Here is a 23411-nt window from a genome sequence, read left to right as displayed (position 1 = left end):
TTAGGCTGCCGGAATAACTTCTGGCCTGGAATATCCGATGCCCCCTGTCTACCGCCTGGCACTGCCAGCATTGTGCCTGTCGCTGATCCTGCCTTGCGCCTTTTCTGTCGAGGCCGCCGCCCCGGTACCTGCCGCAACGGAAACACCCGCCGAAGAAAAACCGGTTGAGCGCCAGCCGCTGCTTGAGCGTAGTCAGGAAGAAGCGTCTGCGATTGAGCGACAGATCCCTGCTCAGGAACAGCAGCAACTGCAAGCGGGCAGCGACACGTTTCTGGCCTTGTGGAAACCGGCCAATACCGCCGAACCCAAAGGCGCGGTGATTATCATCCCGGGCGCCGGCGAAACCGTTGACTGGCCGCAAGCAATAGGTCCATTGCGACGTAAATTGCCGGACGCCGAGTGGAGCAGCCTGAGTATCACCTTGCCGGACCTGCAAAGCGATGCCATTGCGCCGCGTATCGCAGAAGTGGCACCGACACCAAAAGCCCCTGACACCGGCAGCAAAGACTCGACTACCGCAGCGCCCATCGAACAAGCGGCGGGCGGCGAAGCGGAGGTGGCGGACAAGGCGATCGCCGAAACCACCGAGGAACAGGCCAAAGCCGACGCCGAACGAATCTTCGCCCGCATCGACGCCGCCATTGCCTACGCCGAACAGCAAAGCGCTCGCAGCATTGTCGTCCTGGGGCATGGCACTGGCGCCTACTGGGCCGCGCGCTACCTGAGTGAGAAGCAGCCCTCGCAAGTGGAAAAGTTTGTGATGGTCGCCGCTCAGATGCCGGCGAAAGCCAAACCAGAGCTGGTCGAACTGACACCGACCCTGAAGCTGCCCACCGCAGACATCTTCTATATGGATAGGCCACTGGATCGCAACCTGGCGCTGGAACGTTTGCAGGCCAGCAAACGCTTGAAGACTTCGGGGTTCAGTCAGGTTTCGCTCAAGGCTTTGCCCGGTAACTCCAAGGCTGAGCAAGAGCAGCTGTTCCGTCGGGTGCGAGGCTGGTTGAACCCACAGAACGCGGTGAACTGATAGACCGCTACCGAAAATCCCGCCGCTCACGAATCAATGTGTAGGCGCTATGCAGTTCGCGAGTCTTGTCAGTGGCTTCGCGCACCTGCAGCGCCGTCGCACCGCTGCCGGCGATCTTGTCCGGGTGATGGCGACTCAGCAGGCGTCGATAAGCACGCTTGATCTGCGCCGGCTCGGTGGTCGCCGAAACGCCCAAAAGCCGCAGAGCATCTTGATAGGTCAGCACGCTGCTGGCCTGTGCAAACTTGTGCTGCTCGTAATCGGCCGACAGAGCCTGCACCTGTCGTGACGTCCAGCCCAGCCATTTACCCCACTGTCTGATCAGCTCACGCTCAGCGCTACCGGCGCGGCCATCCGCCCAGATCATCCGCCAGCAGGCGCGCAAGACGCCTTCGGCCGCATGAGGCTGAGCGCTCAAGCGGCGCAAATAACCGCGCAACCGGTCATCTCCCGACTTGCCGCGATTGAACGCGGCAATGGCTCGACGCTGGGCCGACTCGGTCATGTCCAGCGAACGCATTTCCTGACGGGCCTGCTGGATGTGGCCCTCCACCACCCGTCCATCGCACTTGGCCAGCCGCCCCAACAACACAAACAACAGTTCATCGTTGCGCAGCACCGAGCGGCCACCGAGCTTTTCTCGCAAGTGCGCCCAGCCCTGTATGTGCAAGTGCCGATCCAGCACCTGCCCCAACAAGGCGCCCAGCATGGCCCCCGGAATGCTGGCGATGTAAAAGCCCGCTCCGGCTCCAATCAGAGTCCCTGGCCACAACATGTCAGCGTCTCGCTTCTAACAGGGTTTCGACTTCAGCCAGACGTTCGTGAGTGCCAACATCCACCCAATGTCCATTAAGGTGCTCACCGGTGACGTGTCCATCGGCCATCGCCTTGCGCAGCAGCGGTGCAAGCTTGAAGGCGCCGGCGGAGCAACCGTCGAACAGCTGCGGGTGCAGGACCGCGATGCCGCTGTAGGTCAGGGTTGCAGTGTCCGGTTGACCGTCGCGTACTCGCCCGTCGATCAGACTGAAATCGCCGGTCGGATGATGGGCAGGGTTGTCCGCCAACACCAAATGCGCCAGCCCGGTGATGGGTTGGTGCAACACGCTGAAGTCGTAGTCAGTCCAGATGTCACCGTTGACCACCATAAAGGCCTCGTCACCCAGCAAAGGCAGCGCTCGGAAAATCCCGCCTCCGGTTTCCAGCGGCTCACCTTCCGGCGAGTACTGAATACGTACGCCGTATTGCGAGCCATCACCCAGGTAGTTTTCGATCAGCTGGCCGAGCCAGGCATGGTTGATCACCACCTCGGTAAACCCCGCCACCGCCAAGGCCTTCAAGTGATACTCGATCAACGGAATACCGCCAGCGCGAACCAGCGGTTTCGGCGTGGTCAAGGTCAGCGGGCGCATGCGCTCGCCTTTCCCTGCCGCCAGAATCATTGCCTTCATGCGTTCACTCCAGCACGCAGACTCAGCAGCAACACATCCAGCTCGGCCAGTTCAGGACGGCGGGCGATCACGGCGTCTATATAAGCGAAGAAGCGTGGCACATCGCCGAGATAGCGCGGCTTGCCGTCGCGGTGGCAGATGCGGGCAAAGATGCCGATCACTTTCAGGTGCCGCTGCACGCCCATCAGGTCGCTGGCGCGCAGGAAATCTTCGAAGTCGGGCTGAACCGGGATCCCGAGATCGCCCGCTTGCTGCCAGTACGCTTCCAGCCAACCGCGCACACGCTCCTCGGGCCAACTGAGGAACGCATCCTTGAACAGGCAGGTCACGTCGTAGGTCACGGGACCGTAGACGGCGTCCTGGAAATCCAGCACGCCGGGATTGGGCTCGCTGAGCATCAGGTTGCGTGGCATGTAGTCGCGGTGCACCAGCACTTTCGGCTGGGCCAGCGCGCTGTCGATCAATAGCTCGGTCACGTTCTGCCAGAGCATTTGCTGCGCCGAGTCGAACTCGATGCCCAATTCGCGCTTCACGTACCACTCGGGGAACAATTCCAGCTCGCGACGCAGCAGCGCCACGTCATAACTTGGCAACGGTGCAACCATCGGCAACTGCTGAAAAGCCAACAGCGCTTGCAGGGCATCCTTGAACAAATCGTCGGCATTTTCGCTGTCGATCACGTCCAGGTAAGTCTTGTTGCCCAGGTCATTGAGCAAAAGAAAACCACGTTCGAGGTCTTCGGCATAAATTTTCGGAACATTTATTCCGGATTTCGCCAGCAAAAAAGCGATATCCACGAAGGGTTTACAGTTTTCCTGGGGCGGTGGCGCGTCCATCACGACGAAGCTTCTGCCCTCGCCTTCCCAGCGGAAATAACGTCGAAAACTCGCATCGCTACTGGCCGCGGTCAACGTGGCCGGGGGTACGGCACCCCAACCCTGTTCTGTAAAGAGGACAGCCAATTGCTCATCGAGCCAAACTTTCAGGTGTTGCAAACGTACATCTTGGTCAGGCATTGCAAGGGTCTCCGACGGCGCTAGCCGTCAAGCGGGTCATGCTTTATTATCCAGCATCTTTTTCAGACCATCGAGAGGCGTGCGGCCCACACCGCGGGCAGATGGCACGCAGGAAGCCCGGACTAATAAGATGGCATTGAAATCCCCCGCGTTTCGTAAAAAATTTCCGTTGTTGGTTACCGGCAGTCTGCTGGCCCTGCAACCTCTAGCCACTTCGTTCGTGGTCGCCGCGGAACAGTATGACTGCTCAGTCTCTGCTTCGGGTGCCTGGAACTGTGCGCCAAAATCTCCAGCAGCTGCGCTGCCACCTCGCCCCGTCCATGACGGCAGTGCGGCGGTAAGCACGAGCGGCGAGACTCCGGCTGACAGCGGTTCAAGTCAAGACACCGGCGCCAAGCCTGTGCTGGTGACCGAATCCAAGGGCCGCGGGCTAAAGTCGCGTAGCGAAGACTACAGTCACCTCGACTGGGTTCCGCGCGAGAAGCTCACTGCAGCGCAATTGGCCGAAACCGGTCCTTACTGCTCTGGTTCCTATATCGAACCGATTCGTCCTGGCATGAATGACAAGACGAATAAAAGTGACGCTCCGACCTTTCTCGGCGCCAAAGCCTCTCGCTATAAGCAGGATGAGCAGGTCGCGACCCTCGCGGGTGACGTGGTCATGCGTCAGGGCAGCATGCAGGTCGAAGCCGACGAAGCGAACCTGTACCAGGCCGAGAGCCGTGGCGAACTGAGCGGCAACGTCCGTGTTCGCGACAACGGCGCGCTGATCGTGGGCGACCACGCCGACGTGCAGCTCGACACCGGTGAAGCCAAGGTCGACAACGCCGAATACGTGATGCACAAATCCCGTATCCGCGGGAATGCGCTGTACGCCAAGCGTGCCGAGAACGCGATCATCCGCCTCAAGGATGGTACGTACACCACGTGCGAACCGAACAGCAACGCCTGGCAGCTCAAGGGCAACAACATCACCTTGAACCCGGCCACCGGTTTCGGTACCGCGACCAACGTGACACTGCGCGTCAAAGACATTCCGGTCCTGTACACGCCGTACATCTATTTCCCGATCGATGACCGTCGCCAGTCCGGCTTCCTGCCGCCGACCATCGGCACCGGCAGCGATACCGGCTTCATGCTGGTCACACCGTATTACTTCAACCTGGCACCGAACTACGATGCCACGTTGTACCCGCGCTACATGAGCAAGCACGGGCTGTTGATGGAAGGCGAATTCCGTTACCTGACCCCGTCCAGCGAAGGTCAGTTCGGCGCCGCGTACCTCAACGACGAAGACACCGATCGCAAGCTGCAGACCGACTACGAAAAAACCCGGTACATGTACAACTGGCAGCACAAGGGTGGTCTCGACTCGCGCGTCTTCACGCAAGTCGACTACACCAAGCTCAGCGATCCTTACTACTTCCAGGATCTGCAAACTGATCAGATCGGTGTGAAAAGTGCCGATTACGTGAACCAGCAGGGCTCTGTGAGCTATCGCGGCGACAGCTACACCGCTCGCCTCAACGCCCAGGCCTATCAGCTGGCGACTGTATCGAACATCACACCGTACGACCGCTTGCCGCAGATCACTTTCAACGGTCAGCTGCCTACGCACCCCGGCGGTCTGAATTTCGATTACGAAACAGAACTCGTGCGCTTTGATCGTGACCTGGAAAATGGTCAGTTCTCCGATGAAGACGGCAATCTGTCACCTCGCCTGGACACCAACGTGACCGGCCTTGCACGGGCCAACGGCGACCGTATGAACCTCAAGCCAGGTGTCAGCCTGCCGCTGAACTGGACTTATGGCTTCCTGAAGCCATCGCTCAAGTACCAGTACACGCAGTACCAACTGGATCTGGACGGCAAGGGTAAAAGTGACATCGCCTTGCAGAGTGCTGAACAGGACAAGCTCAACGGTACTTTCAGCAGTAACCAGAGCCGTGGCGTTCCAATCGCCAGCATCGACAGCGGCCTGTATTTCGATCGCAACACCCAATGGTTCGGCAAGAACTATCGCCAGACCCTTGAGCCGCGCTTGTTCTACCTCTATGTCCCTGAGAAAGATCAGGAAGACATTCCGGTCTTCGACACCAGCGAATACACCTTCAACTACGCGTCGCTGTTCCGTGACAACCGCTTCTCCGGCTCTGACCGCGTCGGCGACGAGAACAAACTGTCTCTGGGCATCACCAACCGCTGGATCGAAGACAATGGCTTCGAGCGTCAACGCATCAGCGTCGGCCAGGCCATGTACTTCAAGGATCGTGAAGTTCAGTTGCCGGGTATCGATGCAAAAACCCGCCAGGACGCGCAGGCTAATGTCTCGCCGTATGCCCTGGAATACGAATACCGCTGGAACCGCGATTGGCGCACCACGGCCGACTACAACTGGGACCCGGACAGCCGCAGCCCTCGCTCGGGCAGCGCGATGTTCCACTACCAGCCTGAAGACAACCCGAACAAGGTCATCAACGCCGGCTATCGCTATCGCAATGACCAGGTCCGTTACGACCAGAACACCGGTAAGTGGCAAGTGGGCGGTGGTGACTACGGCACCCCGGGCCAACCTGGCTTCGTGAAGGACTACTACAAGATCAAGCAGCACGATTTCTCGGTGATCTGGCCGATCGTGCCGCAGTGGAACGCCATCAGCCGCTGGCAGTATGACTACAACCGTAACCGTACCCTGGAAGCTTTCGGTGGCTTCGAGTACGACAACTGCTGCTGGAAACTGCGCCTGATTAACCGTTACTGGGTTTCCTATGACGAGTTCAGTCAGGACGCTCCGCAAAACGAAAAAGGCGACCACGGCGTCTTCCTACAAATCGTTCTGAAAGGTCTCGGCGGCCTCACCGGCGCCAAAGTAGAGAGCTTCCTCGACAAAGGCATCCAAGGTTATCGTGAACGTGAAGACCAAGCTTTCTGATTGTCTGCGCCCGCTAGTGTTGGGCGCGTTGTTCCTGGGTACCGCGGCGAACGCCGCGGTACAGTCCATCGATAAAGTGGTGGCCATTGTCGACAACGACGTGGTCATGCAGAGCCAACTGGACCAACGCGTTCATGAAGTTCAGCAAACCATCGCCAAGCGTGGTTCTGCCGTACCGCCGGCCAACGTGCTGGATCAGCAGGTACTTGAACGCCTGATCGTCGAAAACCTGCAACTGCAGATCGGCGAACGTTCCGGTATCCGCATTACCGATGAAGAACTGAACCAGGCTGTCGGCACCATTGCCCAGCGCAACAACATGTCCGTGGATCAATTCCGCGCTGCCCTGACTCACGACGGTCTGTCTTACGACGACGCCCGTGACCAGATTCGCCGCGAGATGGTCATCAGCCGTGTGCGTCAGCGTCGTGTGGCCGAGCGTATCCAGGTTTCCGAACAGGAAGTGAAGAACTTCCTCGCTTCCGACCTTGGCAAAATGCAGCTGTCCGAAGAATTTCGCCTGGCCAACATCCTGATTCCTACACCGGAAAGCGCCAACTCCGACGCGATTCAGAATGCAGCCAAACAGGCAGACGCGGTTTACCAGCAGCTCAAGCAAGGCGCTGACTTCGGTCAGTTGGCAATCGCCAAATCCGCCAGCGAAACCGCACTGGAAGGTGGCGACATGGGCTGGCGTAAAGCCGGTCAACTGCCACCTCCGTTCGATCGCATGCTGAGCACCATGGCTGTCGGCGACATTACCCAGCCAATGCGCACACCGGGCGGCTTCATCATCCTGAAGATCCTCGACAAGCGTGGCGGTGAAACCCAGACACGCGATGAAGTGCACGTGCGTCATATCCTGGTCAAGCCGAGCCCGATCCGCGACGAAGCAAAAACCAAAGCCCTGGCTCAGTCGCTCTACTCCCGAATCGAAGCGGGCGAAGATTTCGGCGAACTGGCGAAAAGCTTCTCGGAAGATCCGGGTTCCGCCCTCAACGGTGGCGACCTGAACTGGATCGACCCGAATGCATTGGTGCCTGAATTCCGCGAAGTGATGGCCAAGACCCCGCAAGGTCAGCTGTCCAAGCCATTCCAGACTCAATATGGCTGGCACGTTCTGGAAGTCCTTGGCCGTCGTGCCACTGACAGCACCACCCAGGCCCGCGAGCAGCAAGCAATGACCGTATTGCGTAACCGCAAATATGACGAAGAGCTGCAAACCTGGCTGCGTCAGATCCGTGACGAAGCGTACGTAGAGATCAAACTCCCTGGTGCAGACCAGGCAGCGCAGTGAAACCCAAACGTTTCGCGCTGACACCCGGCGAACCGGCCGGCATAGGTCCTGACCTGTGCCTGCTGCTCGCCTCGCAAGCCCAGCCACATCCCCTGATTGCCATTACCAGCCGCGACCTGCTCCTTGAGCGGGCCGTGCAGCTGGGCGTGGTTGTCGATTTGCTGCCGGTAAACCCGGACAGCTGGCCGGATGTACCCGCGCCAGCCAACAGCCTGTATGTCTGGGATACACCGCTCAACGCCAAGGTCACCGCCGGGCAACTGGACAAGGCCAATGCGGCTTTCGTCCTGGAAACCCTGACCCGAGCTGGCCAAGGCTGCCTGGACGGGCATTTTGCCGGCATGATCACAGCCCCTGTACACAAGGGCGTGATCAATGAATCCGGGATCGCCTTTTCCGGGCACACAGAATTTCTCGCCGACCTGACCCATACCGCACAAGTGGTGATGATGCTCGCCACTCGCGGATTGCGCGTGGCGCTGGTCACCACTCACCTGCCTCTTCGCGAGATTGCCGATGCGATCACGCCGGAGCGTCTGGAACGGGTCACGCGAATCCTGCACACCGATCTACAAGAAAAATTCGGCATTGCCCGGCCACGCATCCTCGTCTGTGGGCTCAACCCCCATGCCGGCGAAGGCGGACACCTGGGCCATGAAGAAATCGACATCATCGAACCTACATTAGAGCGCCTGCGCGGCGAAGGAATGGACCTTCGTGGCCCCCTCCCCGCCGACACTCTGTTTACCCCCAAATATCTGGAGCACTGCGATGCGGTGCTGGCGATGTACCACGACCAGGGCCTGCCTGTGCTGAAGTACAAAGGCTTCGGCGCGGCAGTCAACGTGACCCTCGGCTTGCCGATCATCCGCACATCGGTCGACCACGGCACTGCCCTGGACCTGGCCGGTAGCGGCAAAATCGATACCGGCAGCCTTCAAGTCGCCCTGGAAACCGCCTACCAGATGGCCGAGACCCGTTTATGACCGAGCATTACCAACACCGGGCGCGCAAGCGCTTCGGCCAGAACTTCCTGCACGATGCCGGCGTCATCGACCGCATCCTGCGCGCCATTCGCGCCAAGCCTGAAGACCACTTGCTGGAAATCGGCCCTGGCCAGGGTGCGCTGACTGAAGGCCTGCTTAACAGCGGTGCCCAGCTGGACGTGGTGGAACTGGACAAGGATCTGATCCCGATCCTCAACCAGCAATTCGCCGGCAAGAGCAACTTCAATCTGCATCAGGGCGACGCACTGAAGTTCGACTTCAACAGCCTGAACGCTGCGCCGAACAGCCTGCGGGTGGTCGGTAACCTGCCGTACAACATCTCTACGCCGCTGATTTTTCACCTGCTGCATAACGCCAGCCTGATTCGCGACATGCACTTCATGCTGCAAAAAGAAGTGGTCGAGCGCCTGGCAGCAGGCCCTGGTGGTGGTGACTGGGGTCGCTTGTCGATCATGGTTCAGTATCACTGCCGGGTTGAGCATCTGTTCAACGTTGGCCCCGGCGCGTTCAATCCGCCGCCCAAAGTCGATTCGGCTATCGTGCGCCTGGTACCTCACGCGGTGCTGCCGCACCCGGCCAAGGATCACAAGTTGCTGGAGCGTGTCGTGCGCGAAGCCTTTAACCAGCGCCGCAAGACCCTGCGCAACACCCTCAAGCTGCTGCTGAGCAACGCTGAAATCGAAGCCGCCGGCGTTGATGGCAGCCTGCGCCCCGAACAGCTCGATCTGGCCGCCTTCGTGCGCCTGGCCGACAAGCTCAGCGAACAAGTCCTACAGACGCCCGCCGCCGACTGACAGGCAATGAGCGTTATCGGGTAGGACACCAGCCTTCATGTCTGGTTTACTACCCGATACTTGGCCTAGACTGAGTTCTATCAGCTACGCCCCGCGTTCCGCTTCGTTTAAGGCCTCTTGCATGTCCGATCCTCGTTACCAGGTCGACGTCAGCGTCGTCACCCGCTATCTGGCAGAACAATCGCAACCCGAGCAAAACCGCTTTGCCTTCGCCTACACCATCACCGTGCACAACAATGGCGAGCTACCGGCCAAGCTGTTGTCACGGCACTGGGTGATCACCGACGGTGACGGGCATGTCGAAGAGGTTCGCGGAGCCGGCGTTGTTGGCCAGCAACCGTTGATCGAGGTGGGCGAGAGCCACACCTACAGCAGCGGCACCGTCATGACCTCCAAGGTCGGTACGATGCAGGGCACTTATGAAATGGTTGCCGACGACGGCAAACACTTCGACGCCATCATTGCCCCATTCCGCCTGGCGGTGCCCGGAGCCCTGCACTGATGGCAACGTATGCCGTCGGCGATCTGCAAGGCTGCCTTCAAGCATTGCAATGCCTGCTCAAGCAGGTCGCCTTCGACCCGACACAGGATCGTCTGTGGCTGGTCGGCGATCTGGTCAACCGTGGCCCGCAGTCGCTGGATACCTTGCGCTTCCTCTATAGCATCCGCGAATCGCTGGTGTGCGTGCTCGGCAACCATGACCTGCACTTGCTGGCTGCCGGGAAAAACATCGAACGCTTGAAGAAGTCCGACACCCTGCTCGAGATTCTCGCAGCGCCCGATTGCGCGGAACTGCTGGAGTGGCTGCGTCAGCAAAAGCTCATGCACTACGACGAACAGCGCGACGTCGCCCTGGTACATGCGGGCATTCCGCCCCAGTGGTCACTGCGCAAGGCCTTGAAGTATGCCGCCGAAGTCGAGACGGCATTGCGCGATGACAACCTGTTGCCGCCCTACCTCGATGGCATGTACGGCAACGATCCGGCGAAATGGGACAACGACCTCAAAGGCGTGACACGCCTGCGGGTGATCACCAACTATTTCACCCGCATGCGGTTTTGTACCGCCGAGGGCAAGCTTGACCTCAAAAGCAAGGAAGGCCTCGACAATGCGCCACCGGGCTACAAGCCCTGGTTTCAGCACAAAGAGCGCAAGACCAAGGGCCTGAAGATCATCTTCGGCCACTGGGCCGCTCTCGAAGGCCGATGCAATGAGCCGGGCATCTCGGCCCTCGACACCGGTTGTGTCTGGGGTGGTGCCCTGACCCTCATGAATGTCGACAGCGGTGAACGCCTGTCTTGCAAATGCGACGAGCATGGCCTTGCCCTGCCGCCAGTCGCCGCACTTATCCCCGAACCATCGTCAGCCAGCGCCCCGCGCTAGACTGCGCTTTCAGCCGAGCCACAGGAGCCCGCCATGAGCGAATTCAAACGTATCCCCCCGGAACAGGCCCAGGCCCTGCGCGAGCAAGGCGCAGTGGTGGTCGATGTTCGCGACCCAGCGACCTTTGCCGCACTGCACATCGCCGGCTCGAAGCATCTGGATAATCACTCCATCTCGGATTTCATCCGCGCTGCCGACCTCGACGCACCGACAGTGGTCGTCTGCTACCACGGCAATTCCAGTCAGAGCGCCGCTGCGTACCTCATTAGTCAGGGCTTCTCCGACGTCTACAGCATGGATGGCGGTTTTGAGCTGTGGCGTACGACTTATCCTTCGGAAACGGCGCAAGGCACTTCCGAATAATTTTTTTGTAACGCGCAAGCCCCGGCCCCCGCGGGCTCGCGCGGTGGCAGACGAACGGTCTGCCACAACTAATTACGTATCTCGCCTTTACCTCCCGAATTCCCAACTATCCTTAAGCGCAGGCCATCCAAAACAGGGGAGAGCCGGTACACCGGCGCGCGGGTCATCGGGAGTAGCTTTCGAGGTAGTCAGCTTCGAAAGAGTTCTGGGGGGTAAACAGCGACTGCATATTCGGTCGCTGCCAGCATCGACTGAATGATCCGGCGTCGGCTCCACGTATCGAGCGAGGTGACGTCATGAGTATCTTTAGCCACTTCCAACAACGCTTCGAGTCCACACGCCAGGAAGAACTCTCGCTGCAAGAGTATCTGGAGCTGTGCAAAAGCGACCGCAGCGCCTACGCCTCCGCCGCCGAGCGTCTGTTACTGGCCATCGGTGAACCGGAGCTCCTCGACACCTCGGCCAACTCGAGGCTGTCGCGAATCTTTTCCAACAAGGTAATCCGCCGCTATCCAGCCTTTGAAGACTTCCACGGGATGGAAGAATGCATTGACCAGATCGTGTCGTATTTCCGCCATGCCGCTCAGGGCCTGGAAGAGAAGAAACAGATTCTCTATTTGCTCGGTCCTGTGGGTGGCGGTAAATCGTCCCTGGCCGAGAAGCTGAAACAACTGATCGAAAAAGTGCCCTTCTACGCGATCAAGGGCTCGCCGGTATTCGAATCACCTCTGGGTCTGTTCAACGCCACCGAAGATGGCGCGATCCTCGAGGAAGACTTCGGCATTCCACGGCGCTACCTCAACACCATCATGTCGCCATGGGCTACCAAACGCCTGGCCGAATTCGGCGGCGACATCAGCCAGTTCCGTGTGGTGAAGCTCTATCCGTCGATCCTCAACCAGATCGCCGTGGCCAAAACCGAGCCGGGAGATGAAAACAACCAGGACATCTCGGCGCTGGTGGGCAAGGTCGATATCCGCAAACTCGAAGAATTCCCGCAGAACGACGCCGACGCCTACAGCTACTCGGGCGCACTCTGCCGGGCCAACCAGGGCCTGATGGAATTCGTCGAAATGTTCAAGGCACCGATCAAGGTGCTGCACCCACTGCTGACCGCCACTCAGGAAGGCAACTACAACAGTACCGAAGGTCTGGGGGCGATTCCGTTTACCGGGATCCTGCTGGCCCACTCCAACGAATCGGAATGGCACACCTTCCGCAACAACAAGAACAACGAAGCCTTCATCGACCGGATCTACATCGTCAAAGTGCCGTACTGCCTGCGGGTCAGCGACGAAGTGAAGATCTACGACAAGCTCTTGTTCAACAGCTCCCTGGCCAAGGCTCACTGCGCGCCTGACACCCTGAAGATGCTTGCCCAGTTCACCGTGCTCTCGCGACTGAAAGAGCCGGAAAACTCCAACATCTACTCCAAGATGCGCGTGTATGACGGCGAAAACCTCAAGGACACTGATCCGAAGGCCAAGTCGATCCAGGAATACCGCGACAACGCGGGTGTCGACGAAGGCATGAACGGCCTGTCGACCCGCTTCGCGTTCAAGATCCTGTCGAAAGTGTTCAACTTCGATCCGCACGAAATCGCCGCCAACCCGGTGCACTTGCTTTACGTGCTGGAACAACAGATCGAACAGGAACAATTCCAGGCGGAAACCCGCGAACGCTATCTGCGCTTCCTCAAGGAGTACCTGGCACCGCGTTATATCGAGTTCATCGGCAAGGAAATCCAGACCGCCTACCTCGAGTCTTACAGCGAGTACGGCCAGAACATCTTCGATCGCTATGTGCTGTACGCCGACTTCTGGATCCAGGACCAGGAATACCGCGACCCGGAAACCGGCGAGATCCTCAACCGCGTAGCGCTGAACGAAGAATTGGAGAAAATCGAAAAACCGGCCGGCATCAGCAATCCGAAGGATTTCCGCAACGAAATCGTCAACTTCGTACTGCGCGCCCGGGCCAATAACAACGGCAAGAACCCGACCTGGCTCAGCTACGAAAAACTGCGGGTGGTCATCGAGAAGAAAATGTTCTCCAACACCGAGGACCTCCTGCCAGTCATCAGCTTCAACGCCAAGGCCAGCAAAGAGGACCAGCAGAAGCACAACGACTTCGTCACACGGATGGTCGAGCGGGGCTACACCGACAAACAGGTTCGACTGCTGTCCGAGTGGTACCTGCGGGTCAGAAAATCACAATAACCCGCTGCCGGCCAGACCGGTTGTCGTCAGCCAGAGGCCTGTGTACGCATTTTCTGTTACACAGACCTCTGGAAGGTGTTCGAAAGTCGGTAGCGAGGTTCAGGCAGCGTCCAAAAGCGCTTGGGGGAGCGTGAACATCCCTTGGCTCGGTCGATGCTGCATAACCGCTCGCCCCTTTCAGGACAGCTTCTAAGGAGCAGTCATGAGCTATGTGATCGACCGACGTCTCAATGGCAAGAACAAGAGCACGGTGAACCGTCAGCGGTTTCTGCGGCGTTACCGTGATCACATCAAAAAGGCTGTCGAAGAGGCGGTCAGTCGGCGCTCCATTACCGATATGGAGCACGGCGAACAGATCAGCATCCCCGGTCGCGACATTGACGAGCCGGTGCTTCACCACGGTCGCGGTGGCAAGCAGACCGTCGTGCACCCGGGCAACAAGGAATTCACCAGCGGCGAGCACATTGCCCGCCCGCCCGGAGGTGGCGGTGGCAGAGGCCCCGGCAAGGCCGGCAACTCGGGCGAAGGGATGGACGAATTCGTCTTCCAGATCACCCAGGAGGAATTCCTCGAATTCATGTTCGAGGACCTTGAGCTGCCGAACCTGGTCAAGCGCAACCTGACCGGCACCGACACCTTCAAGACCGTTCGTGCAGGGATCAGTAACGAGGGCAACCCGTCGCGGATCAACATCATCCGAACCTTGCGCTCGGCCCATGCACGGCGAATCGCCCTGTCTGGCAGCAGCCGGGCAAAATTACGCGAAGCCAAAGAAGAACTGCTGCGATTGAAGCTGGATGAGCCGGACAACTTCGGCGATATTCAGAAAATCGAAGCAGAAATCGAAAAACTCAGTGCGCGCATTCATCGCATACCGTTCCTCGATACCTTCGACCTCAAGTACAACTTGCTCATCAAGCAACCCAACCCCAGCTCCAAAGCGGTGATGTTCTGCCTGATGGACGTGTCCGGCTCCATGACCCAAGCGACCAAGGACATCGCCAAGCGTTTCTTTATCCTGCTGTACCTGTTTCTCAAGCGTAACTACGACAAGATCGACGTCGTGTTCATCCGCCACCACACCAGCGCCCGGGAAGTGGACGAAGAGGAGTTTTTCTACTCCCGCGAAACCGGCGGCACCATCGTTTCCAGCGCCTTGAAACTGATGCAGGAAATCATGGCCGAACGCTATCCAAGCAATGAGTGGAATATCTATGCCGCCCAGGCCTCCGACGGCGATAACTGGAACGACGACTCGCCAATCTGCCGCGACATACTGATCAACCAGATCATGCCGTTCGTGCAGTACTACACTTACGTTGAGATCACCCCCCGCGAACATCAGGCCCTGTGGTTCGAGTACGAACGCATCGCCGAAGCCTTCTCTGACACTTTTGCCCAGCAACAACTGGTCTCGGCCGGGGATATCTATCCGGTCTTCCGTGAACTCTTCCAGCGCAGGTTAGTGACATGACCGCCAAAGAGCAGAAGCGCCAACCCATTTCCACCGGCTCCGAATGGACGTTCGAGCTGATTCAGGCCTACGACAAAGAAATCAGTCGTCTGGCGGCTCGCTACGCGCTCGATACTTACCCTAACCAGATCGAAGTGATCACTGCCGAGCAGATGATGGACGCCTACGCCTCCGTCGGCATGCCGCTGGGTTATCACCATTGGTCCTACGGCAAACACTTCCTCAGCACCGAAAAATCCTACTCTCGCGGCCAGATGGGGCTGGCGTACGAAATCGTGATCAACTCGGACCCGTGCATCGCCTACTTGATGGAAGAAAACACCATCTGCATGCAGGCGTTGGTCGTCGCCCATGCCTGCTACGGGCATAACAGTTTTTTCAAAGGCAACTACCTGTTCCGCACCTGGACTGACGCCAGTTCGATCATCGATTACCTGGTCTTCGCCAAGCAATACATCATGCAGTGCGAAGAGCGCCACGGTATCGACGCGGTCGAGGACCTGCTGGATTCCTGCCACGCCCTGATGAACTATGGGGTCGATCGCTACAAACGCCCCTATCCGATTTCCGCCGAAGAAGAACGTCGCCGGCAAAAGGATCGGGAAGAGCATTTGCAGAAACAGATCAACGATCTGTGGCGGACCATTCCAAAAGGTGCAGACAAGTACAGCGACAAGGACAACGCGCGCTTCCCCGCCGAACCACAGGAAAATATCCTCTATTTCATCGAAAAACACGCACCGCTGCTGGAGCCATGGCAGCGGGAAATCGTGCGGATCGTGCGCAAGATCGCTCAGTATTTCTACCCGCAACGTCAGACTCAGGTGATGAACGAGGGCTGGGCCACGTTCTGGCATTACACCCTGATGAACGACCTGTATGACGAAGGCCTGGTGACCGACGGCTTCATGATGGAGTTTTTGACGTCCCACACCAGCGTGGTCTACCAACCCGGCTTCGACAGCCCCTACTACAACGGCATCAACCCCTACACCCTGGGTTTTGCCATGTACCGGGACATTCGCCGCATGTGTGAACACCCGACCGAAGAGGACTACCGCTGGTTCCCTGAGATTGCCGGCACCGACTGGCTGTCGAGCATCAAGTTCGCCATGAGCAGCTTCAAGGATGAAAGCTTCATCCTGCAGTACCTGTCACCCCAGGTGATCCGTGACCTGAAGTTGTTCAGCATTCTTGATGACGACCAGAAGGACGATCTGCTGGTGCCCGCCATACACGATGAGCCGGGCTACCGCATCATCCGTGAAACCCTGGCGGCGCAATACAACCTCGGCAATCGCGAACCCAACGTGCAGATCTACAGCATCGACCGGCGCGGCGACCGCTCCCTGACCTTGCGTCACCAGCAACACGACCGCAAACCGCTGGGCGAGTCCACCGAGGAAGTGCTCAAACACCTGCACCGCCTCTGGGGCTTCGACATTCACCTGGAAACCCTGCAAGGCGATCAGGTGATGAAAGTCCATCATGTCCCACCCAGAAGTGAACACGCCGAGGGGGATTACGGCCGGCTGGACCTGGCTGTCATCCATCTTTGATCCTGTTTCTGCCTCCGGAAGTTCGACGCAAAGGTTATTCTGTCGGGCTAACGGAGGTTTTTTATGCAGATTTATAAAGTCGGCGGCGCGGTACGTGATCGCCTGCTGGGCAAGCCTGTCACCGACATCGACTGGGTTGTGGTTGGCGCCACCACTGAAGAAATGCTCGCTAAAGGCTTTCGCCCGGTGGGCGCGGATTTCCCGGTATTTCTTCACCCCAAAAGCGGTGAGGAATTCGCCCTCGCCCGGACCGAGCGCAAAAGCGGACGCGGTTACGGCGGCTTTACCTTTCACGCCAGCCCCGAAGTCACCCTCGAAGAAGACCTGATCCGTCGTGACCTGACCATCAATGCCATGGCCGAAGACGATCAGCAGAACCTGACCGATCCTTACCACGGCCAGCGCGATCTCGAGGCGCGCTTGCTTCGTCACGTTTCCCCCGCGTTCGCCGAAGATCCGCTCCGGGTTATGCGTGTTGCCCGCTTCGCTGCTCGTTATTCAAGTTTGGGGTTCACCGTCGCACCCGAGACAATGGACCTGATGCGCCAACTCAGCGAATCAGGCGAACTGGAAGCCTTGACCGCCGAACGCAGCTGGAAGGAAATTTCCCGCGCCCTGATGGAAGACCAGCCACAGGTGTTCATCGAGGTGCTGCGAGAGTGTGGCGCTCTCAAGGTATTGATGCCGGAAGTCGACGCCCTGTTCGGCGTACCGCAACCGGAAGCCCACCACCCGGAAATCGACACGGGCGTGCACACTTTGAGCGTGCTGGAGCAAGCGGCGAAGCATAAACAACCACTCACCGTACGTTGGGCCTGCCTACTGCACGACCTCGGCAAGGGACTGACGCCCGAGGAAGAGTGGCCCCGACACATTGCTCATGAGCACAAGGGCTTGAAGCTGATCAAAGCGGTCAACGAACGCTTCAAGGCGCCGAAGGACTGTCAGGAACTGGCACTGCTGGTGGGCAAATATCACACCCACGGCCATCGCGCCCTGGAGCTGAAGCCGTCGACGTTGCTGGAGTTGCTGCAAAGTTTTGACGTTTACCGTCGGCCGCAGCGGTTCGAGGAATTTATCGCGGCGTGCGAGATGGACGCGCGCGGACGCAAAGGGCTGGAGCAGCGAAGTTATCCACAGGCTGATTATTTGCGGGGGGCGGCGAATGCCGCTCGGACCGTAGCGGTTCAGCCGTTGCTGGAGAAGGGATTCAAAGGGCCGGAGCTGGGTGAGGCGATCAAGCGAGAGCGGCTCAAGGCGCTGAAGGCTTACAAAGAGGCGGCGTCTGCCTGAAAAGCTTCGCGAGCAAGCCCGCTCCCACATTTGATTTGTGTACGACGCAGATTCAATGTGGGAGCGGGCTTGCTCGCAATGGCGTTATCCGCCTCACAGCAAGTTCGAAGGGGTCAGCGGCTCGCCGCGCCACTCAAACGCCACCGGCGCCAACATCTGATCAATCTGCGCTTCGCGCCACAACGTCGCAAAGTTCTTGCCTACCCCCGGATGCACGCGATCCGGCGCAATCAGCGACAACGGCCACAGCACGAAGGCATTTTTCAGAATTTCTGCCCGCGGCAGGATCAAGCCATCGAAGTTGCCCACCAGGTCGCCGAACAGCAGCACGTCGATATCCAGCGGCAAACCCTTGCGGTCCGGCGCATAACGGCCGTTGTCCGCCTCGATGAATTTCAGCCGGCGATCCAGCTCCATCAGCGGCAAATCGGTAAAAGCCGACACCACAAAATTGAAGAACGGCCCGCTCTTGATCCCCACCGGCTGGCTTTCGAACACCGCCGAGCAGCGTATATCCACCAGAAAACCTGCCAGGGCTTCCAGGCCAGCCTGCAAATGGGATTCGCGCTCGATATTGCTACCGAGCCCGAGAAACACCTGAGTCAGCGACATCCGCGCTCGATCTCCACACCCACACCACCCGTGGCAGCCGGGATGGCGCCTGGCTTGGTCAGCTTGAGGCGCATCCAGGTGATGTTGAATTCGCTCATCAGGACTTCAGCCAGACGCTCGGCGAAGGTCTCGACCAGCTGGAACTGCGCCTGCTCGGCAAAGGCCTGGATTCGCGACGACACACTGGCGTAATCGAGCGCCAGCGTCAGGTCATCACCGGCGGCGGCCGGGCGATTATCCCAGGCGAAGCTCAGATCAAGACGCAAGCACTGTCGGATGCCTCGCTCCCAGTCGTAGGCACCAATCACGGTGTCGACTTCCAGGCCCTCGATAAACACTCTGTCCAAGCACTTTTCTCCGCTGCACGACAAGGGCGCAATGCGCCGTTAGAATCAGGGCGTCCTCGCCCGGAATAGTTAGCATGTTTTGGTTACTGGCGACCCTCGCCTACCTGCTCGGCTCTCTGTCCTTCGCCATTTTGCTCAGCCGCCTGACCGGTAAACCCGATCCGCGAACGAGTGGTTCGGGCAATGCCGGTGCCACCAACATGTTGCGCCTGGCCGGCAAAAAACTCGCCGCCCTGACCTTGATCGGAGACCTCTTCAAAGGCCTGCTGCCCGTACTTATTGCCGGCGTTGCGGGCCTTTCGCCTCAAGAACAGGCCTGGATCGGCGTCTGTGCCGTCATCGGTCACCTGTTCCCGTTGTACTTTCGCTTCCGCGGCGGCAAGGGTGTCGCCACCTCTGCCGGCATGCTGCTGGGGCTTTACCCGCCCGCCGCACTGTTGGCGGTCTGCGCCTGGCTGCTGACGTTCTACCTGACTCGCACCAGCTCACTGGCAGCCTTGATCGCCACACCGCTGACCCTGCCGTTGCTGGCTTGGCAGGAGCCGGCGGCATTGCTGCCCATGAGCGCACTCACGGGACTGATCGTCTGGCGCCATCGGGGCAATCTACGCGACCTGTTTGCCGGGCGCGAACGGCATTTTTAAATATCGGACATGAACGCGGCTCATCCCGCACATCATCACAGCGCCGACAATTGCTCCATCGGCCAACGCGCCTGCACGCTGATCGCCAGGCTTTCGTGCTGACCGGCCTGTAAGCGCTGGCAGCCGGCAAAGGCAATCATCGCGCCGTTGTCGGTGCAGAACTCCGGACGGGCATAAAAAACATCGCCCTTCATGTCGCCGAGCATCTTCTCCAGTGAGGTACGCAGTGCCTTGTTGGCGCTGACGCCGCCAGCGATCACCAGACGCCTCATACCGGCCTGTTTCAGGGCGCGCTTGCACTTGATGGTCAAAGTCTCCACCACGGCCTGCTGGAACGCCAGCGAGATGTCGCAACGGGCTTGCTCGCTGTCGTCCCCGGCGCTGACGCTCTGCTGCCAGGTGTTCAGGGCGAAGGTTTTCAAGCCACTGAAACTGAAAGCCAGGCCTGGACGGTCGCACATCGGACGCGGGAAAGTGAAACGTCCTGCAACCCCCTGCTCCGCCAGCCGAGCGATTTCCGGGCCACCCGGATAATTGAGGCCCATCATCTTCGCGGTCTTGTCAAAAGCTTCACCGGCGGCATCGTCGAGGGTCTCGCCCAAGAGCGTGTATTGACCGATCCCGTCGACCTGAACCAGCTGCGTATGACCGCCAGACACCAACAAAGCGACGAACGGGAATTCCGGTGGTTGCGACTCCAGCATCGGCGCCAGCAAGTGACCTTCCATGTGGTGCACACCCAGCGCCGGAATACCCCAGGCGAAGGCCAGCGCCTGAGCGCAGGAGGCGCCCACCAGCAAGGCACCAACCAGGCCAGGACCCGCGGTGTAGGCGATGGCGTCGATTTCGGTTGGCACACAGTCAGCTTCGGCCAACACCTGACGAATCAAGGGCAGCATGCGCTTGACGTGGTCACGCGAGGCCAGCTCCGGCACCACCCCGCCATAGGCGCGGTGCAGGTCGATCTGGCTGAACAGCGCGTCGGCCAGCAGGCCGCGTTCACTGTCATATAATGCGACACCGGTTTCGTCGCAGGAGGTTTCTAATCCCAGTACTAGCATGGGTTTGCGCCTTGTTTAGGCTAAATTCGAAGGCGCGCATAATAGTCGCCATGGGATGCCCCGACTAGCGGTTTTCGATCAGAGGCTTTGCATTCCGAGCGATGAGGGGTTAACATCCGCAACCCTTAAAAACCGACGTCTTCAAGTGCTCTTTTGCCACGAGGATGTTGACCCCGGTAATGAATGAAGGTAGCTCTGGATGCCAGCCGTCAAAGTAAAAGAGAACGAACCCTTCGACGTAGCTCTGCGTCGTTTCAAGCGCTCCTGCGAAAAAGCCGGTGTACTGGCTGAAGTTCGTAGCCGCGAATTCTACGAGAAGCCTACTTCTGAGCGTAAGCGCAAAGCAGCAGCCGCTGTTAAGCGTCACGCCAAGAAAGTTCAGCGCGAACAGCGCCGCGCCGTTCGTCTGTACTAATACACAGACGTTCGTAGCAAGCTTCTGCCAAGCCCGGCCCTCAGCCGGGCTAATGGCATTTGCGGAATACGCTTGATGCTTCATCGTCAAAGCCGCAGACGCGACCGAGACAAATCTGCTTCACAGCGTCAGACCTGGCTCTTTTGCCAGCGGTGCACGTCTTTTCTGACGAGCCTTCCAAGGCTACTGACGAGCACACCCACTGATTCCTCTCACGACGATCAGCCCAAGGCACCTTCTTGCGTGCCAGCTTATGAGCTATCCGAGGCCATCGACAGGCCGTAGCGGATTTCAGCGCAACACTTTCAAATAGTCGAATACTGATTGGTACTAACGTCAGTGGATTTTCGGCAGATACACTTCCCGACAGCGATTACGCAGACGACACTGGTCGAGCCGCACATTTTGCGCGCCTCAAACAACGACCCGCGCTCAGCCGCTCTTCGTTTCGGATCAATTGCAGCGCAGATGACGAGAACGCCATGGCCGGGCTAATTCCCCAGAGCTTCATTGACGACCTTCTGAACCGCACCGACATCGTCGATGTGGTCAGCTCGCGCCTGCAAATGAAAAAGGCCGGCAAGAATTACACCGCCTGCTGCCCGTTTCACAAAGAGAAAACCCCCTCCTTCAGCGTCAGCCCCGACAAGCAGTTCTATTATTGCTTTGGCTGCGGCGCTGGCGGCAACGCCCTCGGCTTCATGATGGACCACGACAATCTGGATTTCGTCCAGGCTGTCGAAGAACTGGCCAAAGCCGCCGGCATGGAAATCCCCCGCGAAGAAAGCGGACGGCCGCACAAACCGCGGCAGCCGACCGATTCGCCGCTGTACCCGCTGCTCACTGCCGCCGCCGACTTTTACCGTCAGGCACTGAAAAGCCATCCATCGCGAAAAGCAGCTGTGGATTACTTGAAAGGACGCGGACTGACCGGTGAAATCGCCCGAGACTTCGGCCTCGGCTTTGCCCCGCCCGGCTGGGACAACCTGTTCAAGCACTTGAGCAGCGACACCCTGCAACAGAAAGCCATGATCGATGCCGGCCTGCTGATCGAGAACGCCGAAACCGGCAAACGCTATGACCGCTTCCGCGATCGCGTGATGTTCCCGATCCGCGACAGCCGCGGGCGAATCATTGCTTTCGGTGGCCGGGTATTGGGCGACGACAAGCCGAAATACCTGAACTCACCGGAAACCCCGGTATTCCATAAGGGCCAGGAACTCTACGGCCTTTATGAAGCACGCAAGAACAACCGCAACCTCGACGAAATCATCGTCGTCGAAGGCTACATGGATGTTATCGCCCTCGCCCAGCAAGGCCTGCGCAATGCTGTCGCGACCCTGGGCACCGCCACCAGCGAAGAGCACTTGAAGCGCCTGTTTCGCGTCGTGCCCAACGTGCTGTTCTGTTTCGACGGTGATCAGGCAGGTCGAAATGCCGCCTGGCGAGCATTGGAGGCAGCGCTGCCGAGCCTGCAGGACGGGCGGCGCGCACGTTTTCTGTTCCTCCCAGAAGGCGAAGACCCGGATACGCTGGTCCGCTCCGAAGGCACTGATGCCTTCCGCGCGCGGATCAACCAGCACGCCCAACCATTGGCGGATTATTTTTTTCAACAGCTGACCGAGGAATCGGACCCACGCTCGCTCGAAGGCAAGGCCCATATGGCCACCCTCGCCGCGCCGCTGATCGACAAAGTTCCGGGGGCGAACCTGCGCATCCTGATGCGTCAGCGCCTGACCGAAATTACCGGGCTTAGCGGTGAAGCCGTGAGCCAACTGGTGCAAAGCGCACCTCAGGAAGCGCCACCGGCGTACGACCCGGGCATCGATTACGACGCCATGCCGGATTACAGCGACTACCATCAGCCGCAGGCACAAGAGATGTATGTGCCGCAGCAGGAATGGACGCCGAAGAAACCCGGCGCCGGCGGCAAAAAATGGGACAAAAAACCGTGGGACAAAAACGGCAAACGCGGTGGTGATCACGATCAACCCCGCGCGCCACGGGTGCCGGCCGCTGTAGAGCCGCCGACCCTGGCCGCCTTGCGTACGCTATTGCATCACCCGCAATTGGCCGAGAAAGTCGAGGATGCCGGGCACTTTGCTGCCGAGGATCACACCAACACGCAATTACTGGTGGCCCTACTCGAAGCCGTACAGAAGAATCCCAAGCTAAACTCATTTCAGTTGATTGCGCGCTGGCACGGTACGGAGCAAGGACGTTTGCTCAAGGCGCTGGCGGAAAAGGAATGGCTGATTGACGGAGATAACCTTGAACAACAGTTTTTCGACACCATTACTAGCTTGTCAGCCCGCCAACGCGAGCGAAACCTGGAACAACTTCTCAGGAAAGCACGTCAAAGCGAACTGAGTGCCGAAGAGAAAAATCAACTGCGCGACCTATTAAGTCGCAATGTTTCCGCAACAAGCCCGACCTCAACTGGCGCGTGAGGTCATAGCTCAGGTATAATCCTCGGCTTGTTTTTTGCCCGCCAAGACCTTCAGTGGATAGGGTGTT

At 59.0% G+C, this 23411-nt stretch carries 21 protein-coding genes; 15 read left to right on the top strand and 6 right to left on the bottom strand.

Going from position 1 to position 23411, the window contains the following annotated elements; all coding sequences use genetic code 11:
- The first annotated feature begins 37 nt into the window (after positions 1-37).
- Entirely contained in the window at positions 38-1030 is a 993-nt protein-coding gene (locus ASC74_RS10420) for an alpha/beta hydrolase family protein (protein ID WP_056741312.1), read from the top strand.
- Between the two features lie 7 nt (positions 1031-1037).
- Here the strand turns inward: ASC74_RS10420 and ASC74_RS10415 are convergent, their stop codons facing one another.
- The 3 genes from ASC74_RS10415 to ASC74_RS10405 are packed head-to-tail and all read right to left on the bottom strand — an operon-like array spanning position 1038 to position 3494.
- The gene (locus tag ASC74_RS10415) at positions 1038-1805 is read right to left on the bottom strand and encodes a TerB family tellurite resistance protein (protein ID WP_056741311.1); all 768 of its coding nucleotides are present in this window, start codon (positions 1803-1805) and stop codon (positions 1038-1040) included.
- A gap of 1 nt (position 1806) precedes the next feature.
- Positions 1807-2478: an N-acetylmuramate alpha-1-phosphate uridylyltransferase MurU gene (gene murU, locus ASC74_RS10410; protein ID WP_056741310.1), complete on the bottom strand. Its 672-nt coding sequence runs from the start codon at positions 2476-2478 to the stop codon at positions 1807-1809.
- Positions 2475-3494 carry an aminoglycoside phosphotransferase family protein gene (locus ASC74_RS10405; protein WP_056741309.1) on the bottom strand — a complete coding sequence of 340 codons (1020 nt, stop codon included), beginning with the start codon at positions 3492-3494 and terminating at the stop codon, positions 2475-2477. Before ASC74_RS10405 ends, murU begins: the two co-directional genes overlap by 4 nt.
- Before the next feature lie 130 nt (positions 3495-3624).
- Here ASC74_RS10405 and ASC74_RS10400 point away from each other — a divergent pair, with 130 nt between their 5' ends.
- The 11 genes from ASC74_RS10400 (at position 3625) to ASC74_RS10350 (ending at position 17815) form a co-directional block, all read left to right on the top strand.
- Positions 3625-6426: an LPS-assembly protein LptD gene (locus ASC74_RS10400; RefSeq protein WP_056741308.1), complete on the top strand. Its 2802-nt coding sequence runs from the start codon at positions 3625-3627 to the stop codon at positions 6424-6426.
- The gene (gene surA, locus ASC74_RS10395; protein ID WP_056741307.1) at positions 6407-7723 is read left to right on the top strand and encodes a peptidylprolyl isomerase SurA; all 1317 of its coding nucleotides are present in this window, start codon (positions 6407-6409) and stop codon (positions 7721-7723) included. Before ASC74_RS10400 ends, surA begins: the two co-directional genes overlap by 20 nt.
- On the top strand, positions 7720-8709 hold the full coding sequence (pdxA, locus tag ASC74_RS10390) for a 4-hydroxythreonine-4-phosphate dehydrogenase PdxA (protein ID WP_056741306.1): 990 nt from the start codon (positions 7720-7722) through the stop codon (positions 8707-8709). The genes surA and pdxA overlap by 4 nt, the downstream gene beginning before the upstream one ends.
- Positions 8706-9524, top strand: a complete 819-nt coding sequence (rsmA, locus tag ASC74_RS10385; RefSeq protein WP_056741305.1) for a 16S rRNA (adenine(1518)-N(6)/adenine(1519)-N(6))-dimethyltransferase RsmA — start codon at positions 8706-8708, stop codon at positions 9522-9524. The genes pdxA and rsmA overlap by 4 nt, the downstream gene beginning before the upstream one ends.
- A gap of 121 nt (positions 9525-9645) precedes the next feature.
- The gene (gene apaG / locus ASC74_RS10380; RefSeq protein WP_008147202.1) at positions 9646-10026 is read left to right on the top strand and encodes a Co2+/Mg2+ efflux protein ApaG; all 381 of its coding nucleotides are present in this window, start codon (positions 9646-9648) and stop codon (positions 10024-10026) included.
- Positions 10026-10907: a symmetrical bis(5'-nucleosyl)-tetraphosphatase gene (locus ASC74_RS10375; protein WP_046045373.1), complete on the top strand. Its 882-nt coding sequence runs from the start codon at positions 10026-10028 to the stop codon at positions 10905-10907. Before apaG ends, ASC74_RS10375 begins: the two co-directional genes overlap by 1 nt.
- Before the next feature lie 33 nt (positions 10908-10940).
- Positions 10941-11270 carry a thiosulfate sulfurtransferase GlpE gene (gene glpE / locus ASC74_RS10370; protein ID WP_008147200.1) on the top strand — a complete coding sequence of 110 codons (330 nt, stop codon included), beginning with the start codon at positions 10941-10943 and terminating at the stop codon, positions 11268-11270.
- A 296-nt stretch (positions 11271-11566) separates the two neighbouring features.
- The gene (locus ASC74_RS10365; RefSeq protein ID WP_033056218.1) at positions 11567-13489 is read left to right on the top strand and encodes a PrkA family serine protein kinase; all 1923 of its coding nucleotides are present in this window, start codon (positions 11567-11569) and stop codon (positions 13487-13489) included.
- A 202-nt stretch (positions 13490-13691) separates the two neighbouring features.
- Entirely contained in the window at positions 13692-14963 is a 1272-nt protein-coding gene (locus ASC74_RS10360) for a YeaH/YhbH family protein (protein WP_056741304.1), read from the top strand.
- Positions 14960-16522, top strand: coding sequence for a SpoVR family protein (locus ASC74_RS10355; protein ID WP_056741303.1), 1563 nt, complete (start codon positions 14960-14962; stop codon positions 16520-16522). Before ASC74_RS10360 ends, ASC74_RS10355 begins: the two co-directional genes overlap by 4 nt.
- A 63-nt stretch (positions 16523-16585) precedes the next feature.
- Positions 16586-17815: a multifunctional CCA addition/repair protein gene (locus ASC74_RS10350; RefSeq protein WP_056741302.1), complete on the top strand. Its 1230-nt coding sequence runs from the start codon at positions 16586-16588 to the stop codon at positions 17813-17815.
- Between the two features lie 93 nt (positions 17816-17908).
- Here ASC74_RS10350 and folK read toward each other — a convergent pair whose 3' ends face one another.
- Together folK and folB are read right to left on the bottom strand one after the other, a co-directional pair.
- Entirely contained in the window at positions 17909-18427 is a 519-nt protein-coding gene (gene folK, locus ASC74_RS10345; RefSeq protein ID WP_056741301.1) for a 2-amino-4-hydroxy-6-hydroxymethyldihydropteridine diphosphokinase, read from the bottom strand.
- Entirely contained in the window at positions 18418-18774 is a 357-nt protein-coding gene (gene folB / locus ASC74_RS10340) for a dihydroneopterin aldolase (RefSeq protein ID WP_008008297.1), read from the bottom strand. Before folB ends, folK begins: the two co-directional genes overlap by 10 nt.
- Positions 18775-18848: 74 nt before the next feature.
- Here folB and plsY point away from each other — a divergent pair, with 74 nt between their 5' ends.
- Positions 18849-19418 (top strand): glycerol-3-phosphate 1-O-acyltransferase PlsY, encoded by a 570-nt coding sequence (gene plsY / locus ASC74_RS10335; protein WP_056741300.1) that lies wholly within the window; start codon positions 18849-18851, stop codon positions 19416-19418.
- Between the two features lie 35 nt (positions 19419-19453).
- Here the strand turns inward: plsY and tsaD are convergent, their stop codons facing one another.
- The gene (gene tsaD, locus ASC74_RS10330) at positions 19454-20479 is read right to left on the bottom strand and encodes a tRNA (adenosine(37)-N6)-threonylcarbamoyltransferase complex transferase subunit TsaD (protein ID WP_008147192.1); all 1026 of its coding nucleotides are present in this window, start codon (positions 20477-20479) and stop codon (positions 19454-19456) included.
- A 199-nt stretch (positions 20480-20678) separates the two neighbouring features.
- Here tsaD and rpsU point away from each other — a divergent pair, with 199 nt between their 5' ends.
- Together rpsU and dnaG are read left to right on the top strand one after the other, a co-directional pair.
- A complete protein-coding gene (rpsU, locus tag ASC74_RS30940) occupies positions 20679-20894 on the top strand; it encodes a 30S ribosomal protein S21 (RefSeq protein WP_002551877.1) in 216 nt (71 codons plus the stop codon).
- Between the two features lie 482 nt (positions 20895-21376).
- Positions 21377-23344: a DNA primase gene (gene dnaG, locus ASC74_RS10320; RefSeq protein ID WP_056741298.1), complete on the top strand. Its 1968-nt coding sequence runs from the start codon at positions 21377-21379 to the stop codon at positions 23342-23344.
- Positions 23345-23411: the final 67 nt, after the last annotated feature.

It is taken from the genome of Pseudomonas sp. Root329, from assembly GCF_001424925.1.
Classification (GTDB): domain Bacteria; phylum Pseudomonadota; class Gammaproteobacteria; order Pseudomonadales; family Pseudomonadaceae; genus Aquipseudomonas; species Aquipseudomonas arabinosi.
This window is presented reverse-complemented; position numbering and strand designations above follow the sequence as displayed.

What these genes read in the sequence shown, in the direction of transcription:
- ASC74_RS10420 (WP_056741312.1), top strand. Translation starts at nt 38, where the DNA reads ATGCCCCCTGTCTACCGCCTGGCACTGCCAGCATTGTGCCTGTCGCTG.
- ASC74_RS10415 (WP_056741311.1), bottom strand. Translation starts at nt 1,805, where the DNA reads ATGTTGTGGCCAGGGACTCTGATTGGAGCCGGAGCGGGCTTTTACATC.
- murU (WP_056741310.1), bottom strand. Translation starts at nt 2,478, where the DNA reads ATGAAGGCAATGATTCTGGCGGCAGGGAAAGGCGAGCGCATGCGCCCG.
- ASC74_RS10405 (WP_056741309.1), bottom strand. Translation starts at nt 3,494, where the DNA reads ATGCCTGACCAAGATGTACGTTTGCAACACCTGAAAGTTTGGCTCGAT.
- ASC74_RS10400 (WP_056741308.1), top strand. Translation starts at nt 3,625, where the DNA reads ATGGCATTGAAATCCCCCGCGTTTCGTAAAAAATTTCCGTTGTTGGTT.
- rsmA (WP_056741305.1), top strand. Translation starts at nt 8,706, where the DNA reads ATGACCGAGCATTACCAACACCGGGCGCGCAAGCGCTTCGGCCAGAAC.
- apaG (WP_008147202.1), top strand. Translation starts at nt 9,646, where the DNA reads ATGTCCGATCCTCGTTACCAGGTCGACGTCAGCGTCGTCACCCGCTAT.
- ASC74_RS10375 (WP_046045373.1), top strand. Translation starts at nt 10,026, where the DNA reads ATGGCAACGTATGCCGTCGGCGATCTGCAAGGCTGCCTTCAAGCATTG.
- glpE (WP_008147200.1), top strand. Translation starts at nt 10,941, where the DNA reads ATGAGCGAATTCAAACGTATCCCCCCGGAACAGGCCCAGGCCCTGCGC.
- ASC74_RS10365 (WP_033056218.1), top strand. Translation starts at nt 11,567, where the DNA reads ATGAGTATCTTTAGCCACTTCCAACAACGCTTCGAGTCCACACGCCAG.
- ASC74_RS10360 (WP_056741304.1), top strand. Translation starts at nt 13,692, where the DNA reads ATGAGCTATGTGATCGACCGACGTCTCAATGGCAAGAACAAGAGCACG.
- ASC74_RS10355 (WP_056741303.1), top strand. Translation starts at nt 14,960, where the DNA reads ATGACCGCCAAAGAGCAGAAGCGCCAACCCATTTCCACCGGCTCCGAA.
- ASC74_RS10350 (WP_056741302.1), top strand. Translation starts at nt 16,586, where the DNA reads ATGCAGATTTATAAAGTCGGCGGCGCGGTACGTGATCGCCTGCTGGGC.
- folK (WP_056741301.1), bottom strand. Translation starts at nt 18,427, where the DNA reads ATGTCGCTGACTCAGGTGTTTCTCGGGCTCGGTAGCAATATCGAGCGC.
- plsY (WP_056741300.1), top strand. Translation starts at nt 18,849, where the DNA reads ATGTTTTGGTTACTGGCGACCCTCGCCTACCTGCTCGGCTCTCTGTCC.
- tsaD (WP_008147192.1), bottom strand. Translation starts at nt 20,479, where the DNA reads ATGCTAGTACTGGGATTAGAAACCTCCTGCGACGAAACCGGTGTCGCA.
- rpsU (WP_002551877.1), top strand. Translation starts at nt 20,679, where the DNA reads ATGCCAGCCGTCAAAGTAAAAGAGAACGAACCCTTCGACGTAGCTCTG.
- dnaG (WP_056741298.1), top strand. Translation starts at nt 21,377, where the DNA reads ATGGCCGGGCTAATTCCCCAGAGCTTCATTGACGACCTTCTGAACCGC.